The organism is Streptomyces sp. NPDC044063 (genome assembly GCF_056434285.1).
This window is the reverse complement of record NZ_JBWKFM010000007.1, coordinates 1-17,960: the sequence shown is the minus strand read 5'-3', so window position 1 is coordinate 17,960 and position 17,960 is coordinate 1. Positions and strand designations below refer to the sequence as shown.

General features: G+C 71.2%; 10 protein-coding genes, 1 tRNA gene and 1 rRNA gene. 1 reads left to right on the top strand and 11 read right to left on the bottom strand.

Going from position 1 to position 17,960, the window contains the following annotated elements; all coding sequences use genetic code 11:
- Positions 1 to 97: 97 nt before the first annotated feature.
- The 8 genes from AC07BS_RS11160 to AC07BS_RS11125 form a co-directional block, all read right to left on the bottom strand.
- On the bottom strand, positions 98 to 481 hold the full coding sequence (locus AC07BS_RS11160) for a helix-turn-helix domain-containing protein (protein WP_071965196.1): 384 nt from the start codon (positions 479 to 481) through the stop codon (positions 98 to 100).
- 109 nt (positions 482 to 590) lie between these two features.
- Entirely contained in the window at positions 591 to 1,115 is a 525-nt protein-coding gene (locus AC07BS_RS11155; protein ID WP_478641037.1) for a CinA family protein, read from the bottom strand.
- Entirely contained in the window at positions 1,112 to 1,738 is a 627-nt protein-coding gene (pgsA, locus tag AC07BS_RS11150) for a CDP-diacylglycerol--glycerol-3-phosphate 3-phosphatidyltransferase (protein WP_478641038.1), read from the bottom strand. Before pgsA ends, AC07BS_RS11155 begins: the two co-directional genes overlap by 4 nt.
- A complete protein-coding gene (gene rimO, locus AC07BS_RS11145) occupies positions 1,735 to 3,252 on the bottom strand; it encodes a 30S ribosomal protein S12 methylthiotransferase RimO (RefSeq protein WP_478641039.1) in 1,518 nt (505 codons plus the stop codon). The genes pgsA and rimO overlap by 4 nt, the downstream gene beginning before the upstream one ends.
- A gap of 130 nt (positions 3,253 to 3,382) precedes the next feature.
- The gene (locus tag AC07BS_RS11140; protein ID WP_478641040.1) at positions 3,383 to 4,237 is read right to left on the bottom strand and encodes a helix-turn-helix domain-containing protein; all 855 of its coding nucleotides are present in this window, start codon (positions 4,235 to 4,237) and stop codon (positions 3,383 to 3,385) included.
- A 199-nt stretch (positions 4,238 to 4,436) separates the two neighbouring features.
- Positions 4,437 to 7,208 carry a DNA translocase FtsK gene (locus tag AC07BS_RS11135; RefSeq protein WP_478641042.1) on the bottom strand — a complete coding sequence of 924 codons (2,772 nt, stop codon included), beginning with the start codon at positions 7,206 to 7,208 and terminating at the stop codon, positions 4,437 to 4,439.
- Between the two features lie 137 nt (positions 7,209 to 7,345).
- Positions 7,346 to 8,032 carry a response regulator gene (locus AC07BS_RS11130; RefSeq protein WP_478641043.1) on the bottom strand — a complete coding sequence of 229 codons (687 nt, stop codon included), beginning with the start codon at positions 8,030 to 8,032 and terminating at the stop codon, positions 7,346 to 7,348.
- A 274-nt stretch (positions 8,033 to 8,306) separates the two neighbouring features.
- Positions 8,307 to 13,802: a HAMP domain-containing protein gene (locus AC07BS_RS11125; RefSeq protein WP_478641045.1), complete on the bottom strand. Its 5,496-nt coding sequence runs from the start codon at positions 13,800 to 13,802 to the stop codon at positions 8,307 to 8,309.
- Positions 13,803 to 14,014: 212 nt separating this feature from the next.
- Here AC07BS_RS11125 and AC07BS_RS11120 point away from each other — a divergent pair, with 212 nt between their 5' ends.
- Positions 14,015 to 16,669 (top strand): SpoIIE family protein phosphatase, encoded by a 2,655-nt coding sequence (locus AC07BS_RS11120; protein ID WP_478641046.1) that lies wholly within the window; start codon positions 14,015 to 14,017, stop codon positions 16,667 to 16,669.
- 58 nt (positions 16,670 to 16,727) lie between these two features.
- Here the strand turns inward: AC07BS_RS11120 and AC07BS_RS11115 are convergent.
- The 3 genes from AC07BS_RS11115 to rrf all read right to left on the bottom strand — a co-directional run bounded on the left by AC07BS_RS11115 (position 16,728) and on the right by rrf (position 17,805).
- Positions 16,728 to 16,800: transfer RNA gene (locus tag AC07BS_RS11115), tRNA-Thr, on the bottom strand.
- Between the two features lie 61 nt (positions 16,801 to 16,861).
- Positions 16,862 to 17,569, bottom strand: coding sequence for a DegT/DnrJ/EryC1/StrS family aminotransferase (locus tag AC07BS_RS11110; RefSeq protein WP_478931507.1), 708 nt, complete (start codon positions 17,567 to 17,569; stop codon positions 16,862 to 16,864).
- A 119-nt stretch (positions 17,570 to 17,688) separates the two neighbouring features.
- A 5S ribosomal RNA gene (rrf, locus tag AC07BS_RS11105) occupies positions 17,689 to 17,805 on the bottom strand.
- Between the last annotated feature and the right edge of the window lie 155 nt (positions 17,806 to 17,960).

Below are 17,960 nucleotides of genomic sequence, written 5' to 3'. Positions count from 1 at the left end.
CGAAGAGAGGAGGCCGGGTACGCGAAAGGCCCCGGCCGGAGAATCCGGCCGGGGCCCTCACACGTCGAGACGCTGTGCCTCCGGGCTCGTCGCCCGGTCAGGCCGCGACCACGTCCACGGCCTCCGCAGGGGCCTTGATGGTCACGCGCTCCCCCGGAACGCCCGTCACGGACGTCACGGACATCGAATTGAACATCGGCCGCATCGGCGCGGGTACCGGCTCGCTCGCCGCCGCCGACTGCGCCAGCTCGGCGAGCGACAGCTCGTCACTCACCTCGCGCATGACCTCGGACATCCGAACGTCCAGAGCGTCGCAGATTGCGGAGAGAAGCTCGGAGGACGCCTCTTTCTGCCCGCGCTCGACCTCGGAGAGATATCCGAGCGAGACCCGGGCGGACGAGGAGACCTCGCGCAGAGTGCGGCCCTGGCGTTGGCGCTGCCGACGCAGCACGTCACCCAGCAGGCGACGGAGCAGAATCATCGGTGGCTCCCTCCTTGGACCGCGAATCCGGTTCCTTCACGCCCCACCGTACCGCCTCGGGGTGCGGCCGTGCGGGGAGCTATGTCGTGTTCACTCAGGGCTGCAAACATCAATTCCCCCCGTTGTGTTCCGTATCCTTTGCCCCCGCGTTCCCCACGAGTTCGCGCAGGAGCAGCGCCAGGACCGCCTCCACGGACGCGGACCGGATCTCCGCGCGGTCGCCGTCCAGTGCCAGCCGGCGCACCGCGGCCGGTCCCGAGGGTCCCGCCACGGCCACGAAGACCGTGCCGACGCCCTGGCCGTCCTGCGGTTCGGGGCCCGCGACCCCGGTCGTGGCGACGCCCCAGTCGGCGCCCAGCAGGGTGCGCACTCCGGCGGCCATCCGTCCGGCCACCTCGGCGTCCACGGCCCCGCGCTCGGCCAGCAGGGTCCCGTCCACGCCCAGCACATCGCGCTTGACGTCGGTGGCGTACGCGGTGACCGAGCCGCGCACCGAGCGGGAGGCGCCCGGGGCGGCGGTCAGCTCGGCGGCGACCAGGCCGCCCGTGAGCGACTCGGCGGCGGCCACGGTCTGCCCGCGCGCGAGCAGGGCCGCCAGGACCGCCGCGGCACCGCCGCCGTGCGCCGGGGTCACCGCGCGGGCTTCCGGGAGCGTCCGGCCCGGCGCAGCGTCACGGCTTGCCGGATGTAGTCGAGGCCGGTCGCGACGGTCAACACCACGGCGACCGCCATCACCCAGAAGCGCAGCGTGGCCAGCGCCCCCGTGAGCGGGAGGATGTACATCCCCACGCCGACGCCCTGGGCGAGCGTCTTCATCTTGCCGCCCCGGCTGGCCGGGATGACGCCGTGCCGGATGACCCAGAACCGCATCAGCGTGATGCCGATCTCGCGGAGAAGGATCGCGCCGGTGACCCACCAGGGCAGGTCGCCCAGGACCGAGAGGCAGATCAGCGCCGCGCCCATGATCGCCTTGTCCGCGATGGGGTCGGCGATCTTGCCGAAGTCGGTGACCAGGTTGTAGGTGCGCGCCAGATGACCGTCGAAGAGATCGGTGATCATGGCGATGGCGAACGCCGCCCAGGCGAAGGAGCGCCAGGCCGGGTCGGTGCCCCCGTCGTGCATCATCAGCAGCACGAAACCGGGCACCAGCACCAGGCGCACCATGGTGAGGATGTTGGCGATGTTCCACAACCCGGCCGGCCGCATGCCGGTCCGGGGCGCCGGGCCTCCTGCGGCGGAGGCCGGGACTCCGCTCATCTGCCCGCCTCCTCGGTACACCCGCCCTCGATCCCGAGCGGCTCGGCGACGAGGTCCACGCCCTCGCTCGCCACCACCTTGGCCACGACCATACGCCCGGGCTCCGGCTCCCCGTCCATGGTGAGCAGCACCTGGCCGTCGGTCTCGGGCGCCTGGTGGGCCGCGCGCCCGATGATCCCGTCCTCGTCGTCCACCCGGTCGACGAGTACTTCGATGGTCTCACCGACGCGCTCCTCCGCGCGCTGCGCGGTGAGCTCCTCGGCCAGCCGGGAGATCCGCGCCAGCCGCTCGGCGACGACCTCGGCGGGCAGCTTGTCCTCGTAGGTGGCCGCCTCGGTGCCGTCCTCGTCGGAGTAGCCGAAGACGCCGATGGCGTCCAGGCGCGCCCCCGTGAGGAAGCGCTCCAGCTCGGCCACGTCCGCCTCGGTCTCGCCGGGGAAGCCGACGATGAAGTTGGAGCGGGCACCCGCCTGGGGCGCCTTGCCGCGGATCGTCTCCAGGAGGCCCAGGAAGCGGTCGGTGTCGCCGAAGCGGCGCATCGCGCGCAGCACGCCGGGCGCCGAGTGCTGGAAGGACAGGTCGAAGTAGGGCGCGACCTTCTCCGTCGAGGTCAGCACGTCGATCAGGCCGGGCCGCATCTCGGCGGGCTGGAGGTAGCTGACGCGGATGCGCTCGATGCCGTCGACGGCGGCGAGCTCCGGCAGCAGCGTCTCCAGCAGCCGGATGTCGCCGAGGTCCTTGCCGTACGAGGTGTTGTTCTCGGAGACCAGCATGACCTCCTTCACGCCCTGCTCGGCGAGCCAGCGCGTCTCGCCCAGCACGTCGGAGGGACGGCGGGAGATGAAGGACCCGCGGAAGGAGGGGATGGCGCAGAACGAGCAGCGGCGGTCGCAGCCGGAGGCGAGCTTCACCGAGGCCACGGGGCTGGACTCCAGCCTGCGGCGCAGCGGCGCCCGGGGCCCGGAGGCCGGCGCCAGGCCCTCCGGCAGGTCGGCCGGGGCCTCGGCCGGCGCCTCCGCCGGGGGAAGCTGACCGGAATCCGCCTGCGCGTGGCCGGGCAGCGCCACACCGGCGGCCTCCTGGCGCTCGGCGGGGCTGATCGGCAGCAGCTTGCGGCGGTCGCGCGGGGTGTGGGAGGCGTGGATGCCGCCGGAGAGGATGGTCTGCAGGCGCTCGGAGATGTTGGAGTAGTCGTCGAAGCCCAGGACGCCGTCGGCCTCCGGGAGGGCCTCGGCGAGCTCCTTGCCGTAGCGCTCGGCCATGCAGCCGACGGCGACGACGGCCTGGGTGCGGCCATGGTCCTTGAGGTCGTTCGCCTCCAGGAGGGCGTCGACGGAGTCCTTCTTGGCGGCTTCGACGAAGCCACAGGTGTTGACGACGGCCACATCGGCGTCGGCGGCGTCCTCGACGAGGTCCCAGCCATCCGCCGCCAAGCGGCCTGCCAGCTCCTCCGAGTCCACCTCGTTACGGGCGCAGCCAAGTGTGACAAGAGCGACGGTACGGCGTTCGGGCATAGGGCTCAGCCTACTTTGTCCCGGCGCCGCATCGGCTGCCGAGTGGCCGACGGACGCGGAGAGCCTGGTCACCCGCTCAGGCTCCCCGCGCCCGCCGGCGCCGCTCGTGGACGCGCCGGGAGGCCCCCGCTCAGCCCGCCGAGGGGTCGCCCCGGGTGTAGCTCAGGCGCTGGACCTGGCCGGCGTCGCCGAGGTTCTTGACCTCTTTGCCGTTCACGAACAGTTGCACGGCTCCGGCATTGCCCAGGACCAGATCGATGCGCTTACTGTCCGTGAACGTCTTGGACGCGCCCCGCTTGAGCACGCCCTCCTCCAGCAGCTTGCCGTTGTGATCCTTGGCGGACATCCAGGTCTGGCCGTTGTCGGCGGTCAGCTTGACGGTGACCTTGTTGGCCGGGACCCCCGCGATGGCGCTGGCGGATGCCTCGGCCTTGGGGTCGGAGGCCTTCTCTGAGCCCTTCTTCTTGGCGCTGGGCGCGGCGGACGGCTTGCTGGAGGCCGGGTCGGCCGAGACCGGTCCGTCGTCCGCGCCGCCGTTGAAGAGCGTGAAGCCCACGAAGCCGACGACCGCGACGATGGCGGCCACCATGGCCGCCGTCCAGTTGGGCCGCCGGGGCTCGGGACGGATGCGCTCGGCCTCGAAGATCGGCGCGGCAGGGGTGGGCGCGGGACGGCCGCCGTGCTCGGCGTCGTACCGCGCGATCAGCGGCTCGGGGTCGACGGCGACGGCCCGGGCCAGGGTGCGGATATGTCCTCGGGCGTAGACGCGTCCACCACAGCGGGTGAAGTCGTCCTGTTCGATCGCATGAATGATCGGAACGCGTACACGGGTGGTCGAACTGACCTCGTCCACGGTCAGTCCGGCGTCGATACGGGCTTGCTGGAGGGATCGTCCGACGGAGGGCCGGTCATCGGACGGCAGGTCATCGGACGGCCGGTCATCGGAGTGCCGGTCATCCTCTTCTGGAGAGTTGCCGATGGACACGTGGGCGCCTTTCGAGCGTGCAGCCACCTGCTGGAGATTCAGTCTAGGGGGGATGCGAAACGGTCGGGCAAGCGGGAAGCCGGACTTTGTAGGCCATCAGAATGCTCTGGCGTAACGACGGTGGCACATCGCCCCTCCCCCCTCGCTCAACTCCGCTCACGCTCGAGAGAAACGGTTGGTCAGGGATCTTTCGCGGCGGCTAGGAGGCCTCCCCGCGGATCACCGCCAGGACCCCGTCCAGATCGTCGGGTTTGACCAGGACGTCGCGCGCCTTGGAGCCCTCGCTGGGCCCCACGACACCGCGCGACTCCATCAGGTCCATCAGTCTGCCCGCCTTGGCGAATCCCACACGCAATTTCCGCTGGAGCATCGAGGTCGACCCGAACTGGGTGGAGACGACCAGCTCGGCGGCCTGGCACAGCAGGTCGAGGTCGTCGCCGATGTCCTCGTCGATCTCCTTCTTCCGGGCCGTGCCCACGGTGACGTCGTCCCGGAAGACCGGCGCCATCTGATCCTTGCAGTGCTGGACGACGGCGGCCACCTCGGCCTCGGTGACGAACGCGCCCTGCATACGGACCGGCTTGTTGGCCCCCATGGGCAGGAAGAGCCCGTCACCCTTGCCGATGAGCTTCTCGGCGCCCGGCTGGTCGAGGATGACCCGACTGTCGGCGAGCGAGGAGGTGGCGAAGGCGAGCCGTGAGGGCACGTTCGCCTTGATGAGGCCGGTGACGACGTCGACGGACGGCCGCTGGGTGGCGAGCACCAGATGGATGCCGGCCGCGCGGGCCAGCTGGGTGATGCGGACGATCGAGTCCTCGACGTCGCGCGGGGCGACCATCATCAGGTCCGCCAGCTCGTCGACGATCACCAGCAGGTACGGGTACGGCGACAGCTCCCGCCCGCTGCCCTCCGGCGGCTTGACCTTGCCGGCGCGCACGGCGGCGTTGAAGTCGTCGATGTGCCGGAAGCCGTAGGCGGCCAGGTCGTCGTAGCGCAGGTCCATCTCGCGCACGACCCACTGGAGGGCCTCGGCGGCCCGCTTGGGATTGGTGATGATCGGGGTGATCAGGTGCGGGATGCCCTCGTAGGCGGTCAGCTCGACGCGCTTGGGGTCGACCAGCACCATCCGGACGTCCTCCGGGGTGGCCCGCACCATGATCGAGGTGATCAGGCAGTTGATGCAGGACGACTTGCCGGAGCCGGTGGCGCCGGCCACGAGGATGTGCGGCATCTTCGTGAGGTTGGCCATCACATAGCCGCCCTCGACGTCCTTGCCGAGCGCGACCAGCATGGGGTGCTCGTCGCCGGCCGCGTCCGCCAGCCGCAGCACGTCTCCGAGGTTGACCATCTCGCGGTCGGTGTTGGGGATCTCGATACCCACCGCCGACTTGCCGGGGATGGGGCTGATGATCCGCACGTCCGGGCTGGCCACGGCGTAGGCGATGTTCTTGGTGAGCGCGGTGATCCGCTCGACCTTGACCGCCGGGCCCAGCTCGACCTCGTAGCGCGTGACCGTCGGGCCGCGGGTGAAGCCGGTGACGGCGGCGTCCACCTTGAACTCCGCGAAGACCGTGGTCAGCGCGGCCACTATGGCGTCGTTCGCGGCGCTGCGGGCCTTGCCCGGGCCGCCGCGCTCCAGCAGGTCGAGCGTGGGCAGGGAGTAGGTGATGTCCCCGGAGAGCTGGAGCTGCTCGGCGCGGGCGGGCAGCCCGGAGGAGGGCTCGGGCGCGGGCTTGGTGAGGTCGGGTACGGAGGAGGGCCGCTCGGACGCGGCCGGTGCCGTGCGGCCGGCGCCACGGGCGGACGCCGGGGCGCCGCTCCGGCCGCCGTCCGGCGTGACCCCGCTGCTGAGGCCGGCCACGAGCGGGGAGGGCTGGACGCCGTGCAGCACGGCCCCGTCCAGCGCGGCCGCGGCGGCCGCGGCGACGTCCACCGCGTCGGGCTCCCGGTCCGCGGGGGGCGCCACGGACTTACGGCGCGGCGCGCGCCGCCTGCCGAGCTCCTCCTCCTCGGCGGCCTCGGGTCCGGCCTCCGGTCCGGCGGCGGGAGCGGCGGCGCGGCGCGGGCGCCGGGCCGGGGCCGGCTCGCGCCATTCGTCGTCGTAGGGCTCATAGGGGCCGTAGGACTCGTAGGAGCCGTGGACCTCCTCGGCCCGCGGGTCGTACTCCCCGGGGTGCGGTTCGACGACGCCCAGTCGTACGCCCAGCTGCCGCAGCCGGCGCGGGATGGCGTTGACGGGGGTCGCCGTGACGACCAGCAGCCCGAAGAAGGTGAGCAGGGCCAGCAGGGGGACGGCCAGGACCTCGCCGACCGCGTAGACCAGGGGCTTGGAGGCACCCCAGCCGATCAGTCCGCCCGCGTCCTGCAGCGCCTGCGAGCCGTCGTCGCGGCCGGGCGAACCGCAGGCCACGTGGACCTGCCCGAGGACGCCGATGACCAGCGCGGTCAGGCCGATGACGATCCGTCCGTTGGCCTCGGGCCGCTCGGGGTGGCGGAAGAGCCGGACGGCGATGACGGCGAGGAGCACGGGCACGACGAGGTCGAGGCGGCCGAAGGCGCCGGTGACGAGCAGCCTTATGAGGTCGCCGACGGGGCCGTCGAGGGTGGACCAGGTGCCGACGGCGACCACGAGGGCCGCGCCGAGCAGCAGCAGGGCCAGCCCGTCCTTGCGGTGCGCCGGGTCCAGGCCCTTGGCGCCGCGGCCGACGCCGCGGAACAGGGCGCCGGCGCCGTGCGCCAGACCGGAGCCGACCTTGCGGGCCCCGCCGGGCGCGCGCTTGGGCGCCGCCTTGGCGGCGGGCTTCCGCGCCGCGGCCTTGCGGGCGGGCGGCCGGGCGGCCGCCTTCTTCGCGGGTGCCTTGGCCGGAGCCTTCGCGGGTGCCTTCTTGGCAGCGCCTCCGGAACGTCCGGCGCGCTGCTTCGAGGTGCCCGCCGTGCTCTGGGAACCCTTGCCGGACGTACGTGAGGCCATGGTGCCGAGATTACCGGTGTCGGCCACGCGGTACACGCGGGGCCGGGCGTTCACCCGTTCGTGTCGTGGTGCGGTGGTGACGGAGGTGACACGACGTCAAGGGCCGGGAGGGGCAAGGCCCTGGAGGCCGGAGGGGGTCAGCTGGGCGCGGGGAGCGGGCTCGCGCCGCTGCCGGCGCCGGGCTCCAGCGCGTCCAGGGCGCGCCGCAACCCCGTGAGCTTGCGCTCCAGATGGGCGGCGGTGGCGACCGCCGCGGCGTCGGCGGACTCGTCCAGCTGCTTGGACAGCGCCTCGGCCTGCTCCTCGACGGCGGCGAGCCGCGCGGACAGCTCCGCCAGCAGGCCGGCCGGCTCCTGGGGTTCTATCGCCCCGCCGCGGCCGGACTGGCCGCTCTCCAGCTGGAGGCGCAACAGGGAGGCCTGCTCGCGCAGCTGGCAGTTCTTCATGTACAGCTCGACGAACACGGAGACCTTGGCGCGCAGCACCCACGGGTCGAACGGCTTCGAGATGTAGTCCACCGCACCGGCGGCGTAGCCGCGGAAGGTGTGGTGGGGGCCGTGGTTGATGGCGGTGAGGAAGATGATCGGGATGTCCCGGGTCCGCTCCCGCCGCTTGATGTGCGCGGCGGTCTCGAAGCCGTCCATGCCGGGCATCTGAACATCCAGCAGGATCACCGCGAAGTCGTCCGTCAGCAGCGCCTTGAGCGCTTCCTCCCCTGACGATGCCCGCACCAGTGTCTGATCGAGCGCCGAGAGGATGGCCTCCAGCGCCAGCAGATTTTCCGGCCGGTCATCGACCAGGAGGATCTTGGCCTTCTGCACCATGCCCCGTCCTCCTCGTCCCGGCTTGGGGTCTCCCCAGCTCGGAGAGCCGGGGGAAGCACCGGGCGCCGCCCCAGGGGACGACTCCCTTGCGCCGCCCGTCCTTGTGCCGGTCATGGTAGCCGCACGCCGCCCGTCACCACACCCTGTCACCGCGATGTCACTGTGCACGTAGCGGAAACGTGGCGGGAGACCGGAAGGTTCCCCGAAATCCGCGGTCCCACACGTCCTCGGCCACACTCCGTCAACAGATCGCCCAAGACGGACCGGGATTCCGTCACTCTGCGCGCATCCACTGCTCCATCACCGCCAGAAGATGGTCTGTATCGACAGGTTTCGTGACATAGTCCGAAGCCCCGGCGTCGATGCTCTTCTCCCGGTCGCCCTTCATCGCCTTCGCCGTCAGAGCGATGATCGGCAGCCCCGCGAACTGCGGCATCCGGCGGATCGCGGCCGTCGTGGCGTAGCCGTCCATCTCCGGCATCATGATGTCCATCAGGACCACCACGACGTCGTCGTGCTGCTCCAGCACCTCGATCCCCTCGCGGCCGTTCTCCGCGTAGAGCACCGACAGCCCGTGCTGTTCCAGCACGCTGGTGAGGGCGAAGACATTGCGGATGTCGTCGTCGACGATCAGCACCTTCTCGCCGTGGAACCCACCGGTGAAGCCCGTCGCCGCCGGCTCCCCGGCGGCGTTGTGCCCGCCGGTCAGCCAGGGCTCGTGCGGCGGGACGTCCGGACGGGCCGCCCGCGCGCCGGGCACCGCCCCCTCGCCGAACCCGCCGGCCGACGCCGGGGCGGCCTGCCCGGCCGCCAGGCCGGCGGCGGCCTGCGCGGCCCTGCGGCGGCGCAGCACCAGCCCGGCGGCCTGCCGCGCCGGCGAGCTCTCCGGCTCGGCCGCGCCCGGCTCCGGGGCGAGGCCCGCGGCACCCTCGGTCTCCGGCTGCGGATATCCCTGGGGCGGCAGCTCGCCGGGGTTGAGCGGGAGATAGAGGGTGAAGGTCGAGCCGCGGCCCGGCTCGCTGGCCGCGTCGATCTCACCGCCCAGCAGCCGGGCGATCTCCCGGCTGATGGACAACCCCAGCCCCGTACCGCCGTACTTGCGGCTCGTGGTGCCGTCCGCCTGCTTGAACGCCTCGAAGATGACCCGCATCTTGCTGGCGGCGATGCCGATGCCGGTGTCGGTGACGGAGAAGGCGATCATCTCGCCGTCCGCGTCGCGCAGCGAGCCGGCCTCCAGCAGCTGCTCCCGGATGCTGTCCGGCACGTCCGCTCCGGCCGGCCGGATGACCAGCTCGACGGCGCCCGTGTCCGTGAACTTCACCGCGTTCGACAGCAGGTTGCGCAGCACCTGGAGGAGCCGCTGCTCGTCGGTGTGGAGCGTGGCCGGGAGCTCGGGCGAGACCCGCACCGAGAAGTCCAGGCCCTTCTCCGCCGTCAGCGGCCGGAAGGTGGCCTCCACATAGTCCACGAGCTGGACCAGCGCGATCCGGCTCGGGCTGACGTCCATCTTGCCCGCCTCGACCTTCGACAGGTCCAGGATGTCGTTGATCAGCTGGAGCAGGTCGGAGCCGGCGCCGTGGATGGTGTCGGCGAACTCGACCTGCTTCGGCGAGAGATTGCCCTCGGCGTTGTCGGCGAGCAGCTTGGCGAGGATCAGCAGCGAGTTGAGCGGGGTGCGCAGCTCGTGCGACATGTTGGCCAGGAACTCGGACTTGTAGCGCATCGAGACCGCGAGCTGCTCGGCGCGCTCCTCGAGCACCTGCCGGGCCTCCTCGATCTCGGTGTTCTTGACCTCGATGTCGCGGTTCTGCCGGGCCAGCCGCTCGGACTTCTCCTCCAGCTCGGCGTTGGAGATCTCCAGGGCCTTCTGCCGGTTCTCCAGCTCCGCCGAGCGTTCGCGCAGCTGCTCGGTGAGCTCCTGCGACTGCTTGAGCAGCACCTCGGTCTTCGTGTTGACGCTGATGGTGTTGACGCTCGTGCCGATCATCTCGGCGATCTGGCTGAGGAAGTCCTTCTGGATCTGGGCGAACGGCTGGAAGGAGGCCAGCTCGATCACGCCCAGGACCTGGCCCTCGAACAGCACCGGCAGCACGATCACATGGGCCGGCGGGGCCTCGCCCAGCCCGGAGGCGATCTTCAGATAGCCCGGCGGGACGTTCTCCACCAGGATCGTGCGCTTCTCCTTGGCCGCCGTCCCGATGAGCGACTCGCCGGGGCGGAAGGACGTGGGCATCGCGCCCATCGAATAGCCGTAGGAGCCGAGCATGCGCAGCTCGTAGGCGTGCTCGTCGTGCTCGGTCTCCTGCGGGTCCGCCGGCATCGCCAGGAAGAACGCGCCGTGCTGCGCGGAGACCACGGGGGTGAGCTCGCTCATGATGAGCCCCGCCACGTCGTCCAGGTCGCGGCGGCCCTGCATCAGGCCGGAGATCCGGGCGAGGTTGCCCTTGAGCCAGTCCTGCTCCTTGTTGGCCAGGGTGGTCTCGCGGAGGTTGGCGATCATCGTGTTGATGTTGTCCTGGAGCTCCAGGATCTCGCCGGCCGCGTCGACATCGATCTTGAGGTTGAGGTCCCCGCGGGTCACCGCGGTGGCGACCTCGGCGATGGCCCGCACCTGACGGGTGAGGTTCCCCGCCATCTCGTTGACGGACTCGGTGAGATCGCGCCAGGTGCCGTCGACGTCGCGGACCCGGGCCTGACCGCCCAGCTGACCCTCGGTGCCCACCTCACGGGCCACCCGGGTGACCTGGTCGGCGAAGGACGACAGCTGGTCGACCATCGTGTTGATGGTCGTCTTCAGCTGGAGGATCTCACCGCGGGCATCGATGTCGATCTTCTTGGTGAGATCGCCCTGGGCGATCGCGGTGGTGACCATGGCGATGTTGCGGACCTGGCCGGTGAGGTTGGACGCCATCGAGTTCACCGACTCGGTGAGGTCCTTCCAGGTGCCGCTCACCCCGGGCACACGCGCCTGGCCGCCGAGAATGCCGTCCGTGCCGACCTCGCGGGCCACGCGCGTGACCTCGTCGGCGAACGACGACAGGGTGGTCACCATGATGTTGACGGTGTCGGCCAGCTGCGCGACCTCGCCGCGCGCCTCGACCGTGACCTTCTTCGTCAGGTCGCCGTTGGCGACCGCCGTCGCCACCTGGGCGATCCCCCGCACCTGGCTGGTCAGGTTGTTGGCCATCAGGTTGACGTTGTCGCTGAGGTCCTTCCAGATGCCGGTGACGTCCCGTACCCGGGCCTGGCCGCCCAGCTGGCCCTCCGTGCCCACCTCGCGCGCCACCCGGGTGACCTGCTCGGCGAAGTCCGACAGCTGATCCACCATCGTGTTCACGGTGGTGACCAGTTCGAGGATCTCGCCCTTGGCGTCGACGGTGATCTTCTTCGAGAGGTCGCCCTTGGCGACCGCCGTGGTCACCTCGGCGATGTTGCGCACCTGCGACGTCAGGTTGTTGGCCATGAAGTTGACCGACTGGGTGAGGTCCTTCCAGGTGCCCGACACCCCCTGGACCTCCGCCTGGCCGCCGAGGATGCCCTCGGTGCCCACCTCACGGGCCACCCGCGTGACCTGCTCCGCGAACGACGACAGCTGGTCCACCATCGTGTTGAGGGTGTTCTTCAGCTCCAGGATCTCGCCCCGGGCATCAACGTCGATCTTCTGCGACAGATCACCGCGCGCCACAGCGGTGGCGACCTGGGCGATGTTGCGGACCTGGGCCGTCAGATTGCCGGCCATGCCGTTCACCGAGTCGGTGAGGTCGCGCCAGACGCCCGCCACACCCGGCACCTGCGCCTGACCGCCCAGCCGGCCCTCCGTGCCCACGTCGCGGGCGACCCGCGTCACCTGGTCGGCGAAGGCGGAGAGCTGGTCGACCATCGTGTTGATGGTGTTCTTCAGCTCCAGGATCTCGCCGCGCGCGTCCACATCGATCTTCTGCGACAGATCACCGCGCGCCACCGCCGTGGTCACCTGGGCGATCTGGCGCACCTGCGACGTGAGGTTGCCCGCCATGAAGTTGACGGAGTCGGTGAGCTCCTTCCAGGTGCCGCTGACGCCGTCCACCCGGGCCTGGCCGCCGAGGCGGCCCTCCGTGCCCACGTCGCGCGCCATCCTGGTGACCTGGTCGGCGAAGGACGACAGCTGGTCCACCATCGTGTTCACGGTGTTCTTCAGCTGGAGCATCTCGCCGGAGACGTCGACCGTGACCTTCTGCGAGAGATCTCCGTTGGCGACGGCCGTCGTCACCTGGGCGATGTTGCGGACCTGGCCGGTGAGGTTACGGAAGGCGGTGTTCACCGAATCGGTGAGGTCCTTCCACGTACCCGCCGCGCCCGGCACCGCCGCCTGACCGCCGAGCTCGCCCTCGACGCCGATCTCCCGGGCCACCCGCGTGACTTCGGCGCCGAAGGACTGGAGCTGGTCCACCATGCCGTTGACGGTGTTCTTCAACTCCAGCATCTCGCCGGAGACGTCGACCGTGACCTTCTGCCCCAGATCGCCATTGGCCACCGCGGTCGTCACCTGGGCGATGTCCCGCACCTGGCCGGTGAGATTACGGAAGGCGGTGTTCACCGAATCGGTGAGGTCCTTCCACGTACCCGCCGCGCCCGGCACCGCCGCCTGACCGCCCAGCCGGCCCTCGGCGCCCACCTCATTGGCCACCCGGGTGACCTCGTCGGCGAAGGTGCGCAGCGTCTCCGTCATCTGATTGATCGTCTCGGCCAGCTGCGCGACCTCGCCGCGCGCCGTCACCGTGACCTTCTGCGACAGGTCGCCGTTCGCGACGGCCGTCGTGACCTGCGCGATGCCGCGCACCTGGGCGGTGAGATTGCCCGCCATGAGGTTGACCGAGTCGGTGAGGTCCTTCCAGACGCCGGCCACGCCCGGCACCTTCGCCTGGCCGCCCAGCTCGCCCTCCGTACCCACCTCGCGGGCCACCCGCGTGACCTCGGAGGCGAAGGAGGACAGCTGGTCCACCATCGTGTTGACGGTGTTCTTCAGCTCCAGCATCTCGCCGGCCACATGCACCGTGACCTTGCGGGAGAGGTCGCCCTTGGCGACCGCCGTCGTCACGAGAGCGATATCACGCACCTGGGCGGTCAACCGGGACGCCATGGTGTTGACGGAGTCCGTGAGGTCCTTCCACGACCCGGACATTCCGCGCACCCGGGCCTGGCCGCCCAGCTTGCCCTCGGTGCCCACCTCGCTGGCCACCCGGGTCACCTCGTCGGTGAACGCCGAGAGCTGGTCCACCAGGCCGTTGACCGTACGCCCGACCTTGAGGAACTCGCCGCGCAGCGGGTGCGCCGCGCCGTCCGGGCCCGCGGAGCGCAGGTCCATCCGCTGCTCCAGATCGCCGTCGGCCACCGCCGACAGCACCCGGCCGACCTCCGACACCGGCCGCACCAGATCGTCCACCAGGGCGTTCGCCGCGTCGATCGCCGACGACCAGGCCCCCTCGCAGGTGCCGACCTCCAGGCGCTCGGTGAGCTTGCCCTCCCGGCCGACGACCCGCCGCACCCGGGCCAGCTCGCCGGTCAGCTGCAGATTGCGGTCCGCCACCTCGTTGAAGACCGCGGCGACCTCGGCCATCACTCCGTCCCCGGAGACCGTCAGCCGCTTGCGGAAGTTACCGTCCCGCATCGCCTCCAGGGCCGACAGCAGCCGGCTCAGCGCGGCGGTGTCCACCTCCGTGGTGCCGTGGGGCCGGGACCGTCCGCCCTTCGCGCGCGTGCCTGCGCCCCGCGCCGCTGCGCCAGACTCCACCGTGTCCCTCCCGCTGGGTCGATCTTCTCGCCGGGCTTCCGCTTCGAGCTTTCCCAGTGTTTCACCCCGGCCCAACCAGGCCATAACAGTCGGCAGCATCGCACACGGTCCACCCGCACCCCGCAAGGTGGAATCCCTGTGCACCGCCATCCGCACACCCGGCGGAGGTAAGTAACCTGGCATCCGGCCAGGGCAACGGAGGGGCGCTGCACATGGGTGAGCAGATCGCCGAGACCTACACGAGGAGACCTGTGATCACCGCGCGGGCAGCCGCCACCTTCGAGCCGGTCGGACGCTCGGTCGCCGCCGCCCGGGCCTTCGTCCGGGACACCCTCCAGGGCTGGGGCTTCCCCGACATCATCGACGATGCCGTCGTCCTGACCAGCGAGCTCGTCACCAATGCCGTCGTCCACGCAGGCACTCATGCCGACGTGCTCTGCGTACGTATGAACACCGGTGTGCGCGTCGAGGTTGCGGATCGTTATCCCGAACGCGAGCTTCCGCTTCAGGAGCCCGGACGTCAGTTCGGCGGCGTCGACCGCGAAGGCGGCCGCGGCCTCCTGCTGTGCGCGGCCATCGCCTCCCGCTGGGGCGTCGAGTACAGCGCCACCGCCAAGACCGTGTGGTTCTGCCTCGACCTGCCCGACCGCCCGGCCGGCACCCGCTCCGCCGGCCCCGCCCTCCCCGCCGAGGCCCTCCCCGTCGCCGACGCGCGCGTCCGCGTCGCCGTCGTCCAGATCGACCGCACCGGCGCGATCACCGCCTGGAACGACGACGCCCACGAGCTCTTCGGCTTCGCCCCCGACCAGGTCGTCGGCAAACCCCTGGCCGACCTCGCCGCCTGGCCGCACACCCCCGGCACCTCCACCGGCATCGCCGAGGCCCTGCGCCTCTCCCGCTGGGAGGGCTCCTACGGCATAAGGGGCGCCGACGGGCGCGTCATCCCCGTCTACGCCTCCCACCTGCGCGTCCGCGACACCGCGGGCGCCCCCTCCACCGTCTGCCTGCTCGTACGCGACGAGGAGCGCGCCGTCCTGCAGAGCCCGCCCCGCACCCCCGCGGCGGACAGCGCGGGCGACCGCGGCACGGCCACCGACCCCTTCGAGGTCTTCATCGGCTCCCCCGCCCCCGACGACCTCGACGGACTCCTCCAGCGCACCGTCGAACGCGCCCGCGACATGCTCGACGGCGACTCCGCCTATCTGCTGCTCGCCACCGACGACGAGACGGAACTGGAGGTCCGCGCCTCCACCGGCCTGCCCTCCACCCGCCAGCGGTTCGCCCGCGTCCCCGTCGAGGCCGGTACCGGACGCTACGGCTCCGCCCGGATGCCCGCCGTCCACGACGACCTCGCCGCCGTCCCCGGCGCCGTCCCCCTCCTCAACGACACCGGCATGCGCTCGGTCGTCACCGTGCCCCTGAAGGTCGAGGGACGCCTCACCGGCTCGCTCGGCGTCGCCGCCGAGTCACCCCGCCGCTACGGCAACGAGGAGGCCCTGCGCCTGCAGTTCGCCGCCGACCGGATCGCCCTGGCCGTCGAGTCCGCCCGCCTCGGCGAGCTCGAACGCCTGCGCCGCGGCTCCCTGTCCTTCCTGGTCGAGGCCTCCGACCTGCTCGCCGGCACCCTCGACCGCGACCAGACGCTCGCCCTCATGGCCCAGATGACCGTCCCGACCCTCGCGGCCTGGTGCGCGGTCTACACGATCGCCGACCAGTCCTCGGACCCCGAGCTCTCCTACGTCCTCCACGAGGACGAGGACCGCATCGACGGCCTCAAGGCCCTGCTGTCCAAGGTCCCGCCGCCCGACCCGGTCCCCACCCCCGGCGCCCGCGTCTGGAGCGCCCCCACCGAGGCCGCCCACTCCGCGGCCCTGCGCACCTCCCTGCGCAGCCTCGGTCTCGCCGACACCACGGGCGGCCTCCCCGCCCCCGGCACCTCGCTGGCCACGGCGGCCGCGGTCGGCGGGGAGACCGTCGTCCTGCCGCTCGTCGCCCGCAACCGCGTCATCGGCATGCTCACCCTCGGCAAGCCCGCCGACGACCACTTCCGTCAGGAGATCCTCGAACTGGCCGAGGACCTCTCCCGCCGCGCGGCCCTCGCCCTGGACAACGCCCGCCTCTACAGCGAGCGCACCGCCATCAGCCAGAGCCTCCAGCGCAGCCTGCTCCCGCCCGGCCTGCCCGACGTCCCCGGCGTGGAGGTCGAGGTCATCTACCGCGCGGCGGGCGAGGGCAACGAGGTCGGCGGCGACTTCTACGACGTCTTCCCCATCCGCGACGGCGCCTACGGCTTCGCGATCGGCGACGTCTGCGGCACGGGCCCCGAGGCCGCCGCCGTCACCGGCCTGGCCCGCCACGCGCTGCGCCTACTGGCCCGCGAGGGCTTCGGAGGCCCCGCGGTGCTCCAGCGGCTCAACGCCGCCATCCTGGACGAGGGCGCCCGGAGCCGCTTCCTCACACTCCTCTACGGCGAGCTGTGGCCCCAGCCGGACGGCAGCGCACGCCTGAAGGTCGTCTGCGCCGGCCACCCGCTCCCGCTCCGTCTGCGCCAGGACGGCACCGTGGAGCCCGCGGCCGACCCCCAGCCGCTCCTGGGCGTCATGGAGGACCTCGAGCTGTACGAGCAGACGGTCACCCTCGACCCGGGCGACGTCCTGCTGTGCGTCACGGACGGCGTCACCGAGCGCCGCGAGGGCACCCGCATGCTCGGCGACGACGGCCTGACGGACGTTCTGACGACGTGTACGGGCCTGACGGCCGGCGCGGTGGCCGCACGCGTTCTGCGCGCGGTCGAACGTTTCGCCGCGGAGCCGGCCTCGGACGACATGGCCATCCTGGCGATGCGGGTTCCCGAGCTCCAGGAATAGCGGGAGGAACGGAGACAGCAAGAAGGCCCCCGCCGAATGGCGGGGGCCTTCTTCTCTGAGCCCCAAAACGGAATCGAACCGTTGACCTTCTCCTTACCATGGAGACGCTCTGCCGACTGAGCTATTGGGGCCGGCAACGAGATAAAGCATACCCGATGTTCGTACGGGCTTTTGACCACCCGCGCGTGCGGCCTACGCCACAGCCGGCGGCACCAGCCCGCCGAGCGCGTTGCACGCCGACGCCAGACGCTGAAGGTCCCGCCGCGACAGATCGGCGCCGACGGGCAGGGCGAGACATTCGTCGGCTGCCCTCTCGGTCTCCGGCAACCACAACTCCCGGCGGAACGGCGGCATACGGTGCACGGGCGTCCGCACGGGCACCTCACACGGCACGCCCCGGGCACGCAGAGCGCGCGCGAAGGCGTCGCGGTCCGGCCGCCCGTTCCCGGGAACCCTCACGACATAGGAGTCGTAGCGGTGCTCGACCTCTGGAGCGACGACCGGGGTGACGACACCGGTCAGACGGCTGCCGAGGTACGCGGCGTTGGCCTGGCGCCGGGCCGTCGCCATGTCGGCCGGCCGCGGGCCGGTCTCCCGCCCGGCCTCCCGCCCGCGTTCGACGAGAGCGAGGTCGCGCTCGGCCGCGATGGCACGCAGGGCATGGAGATCGGCCGGATGGCCGAAGAGGTGGACGGCCACGATCGCGACCGTACGGTGCGTCACGGCGCCGGCCACGGAGGCGGGGTCGAGACAGAAGCTGACGGGATCGATGTCCGCGAAGACGGGACGCGCCCCTACACCTTGGACCGCCCGGGCGACCGCGAGGGGTCCGAACGAGGGGACGACGACGTCGGTCCCCGGCCCCGCGCCCACGACTACCAGCTGCTCTTCCGTCCCCATGAGGCGGATCGTGCCCGGGTGACGTTAACTCGACATGACGACGCACAGTTCATCGTGAAAACAAAAAAGCTCTGATGCATGAACCGGAGTTCATACATCAGAGCTTTTTCTGAAAAATTGTTCGGCGGCGTCCTACTCTCCCACAGGGTCCCCCCTGCAGTACCATCGGCGCTGAAAGGCTTAGCTTCCGGGTTCGGAATGTAACCGGGCGTTTCCCTAACGCTATGACCACCGAAACACTATGAAGATATGAACCGCCGCACCCCGCAGGGGGCGTGTTCGTTACTTCAGAACTAACACAGTGGACGCGAGCAACTGAGGACAAGCCCTCGGCCTATTAGTACCAGTCAGCTCCAACCGTTACCGGTCTTCCACACCTGGCCTATCAACC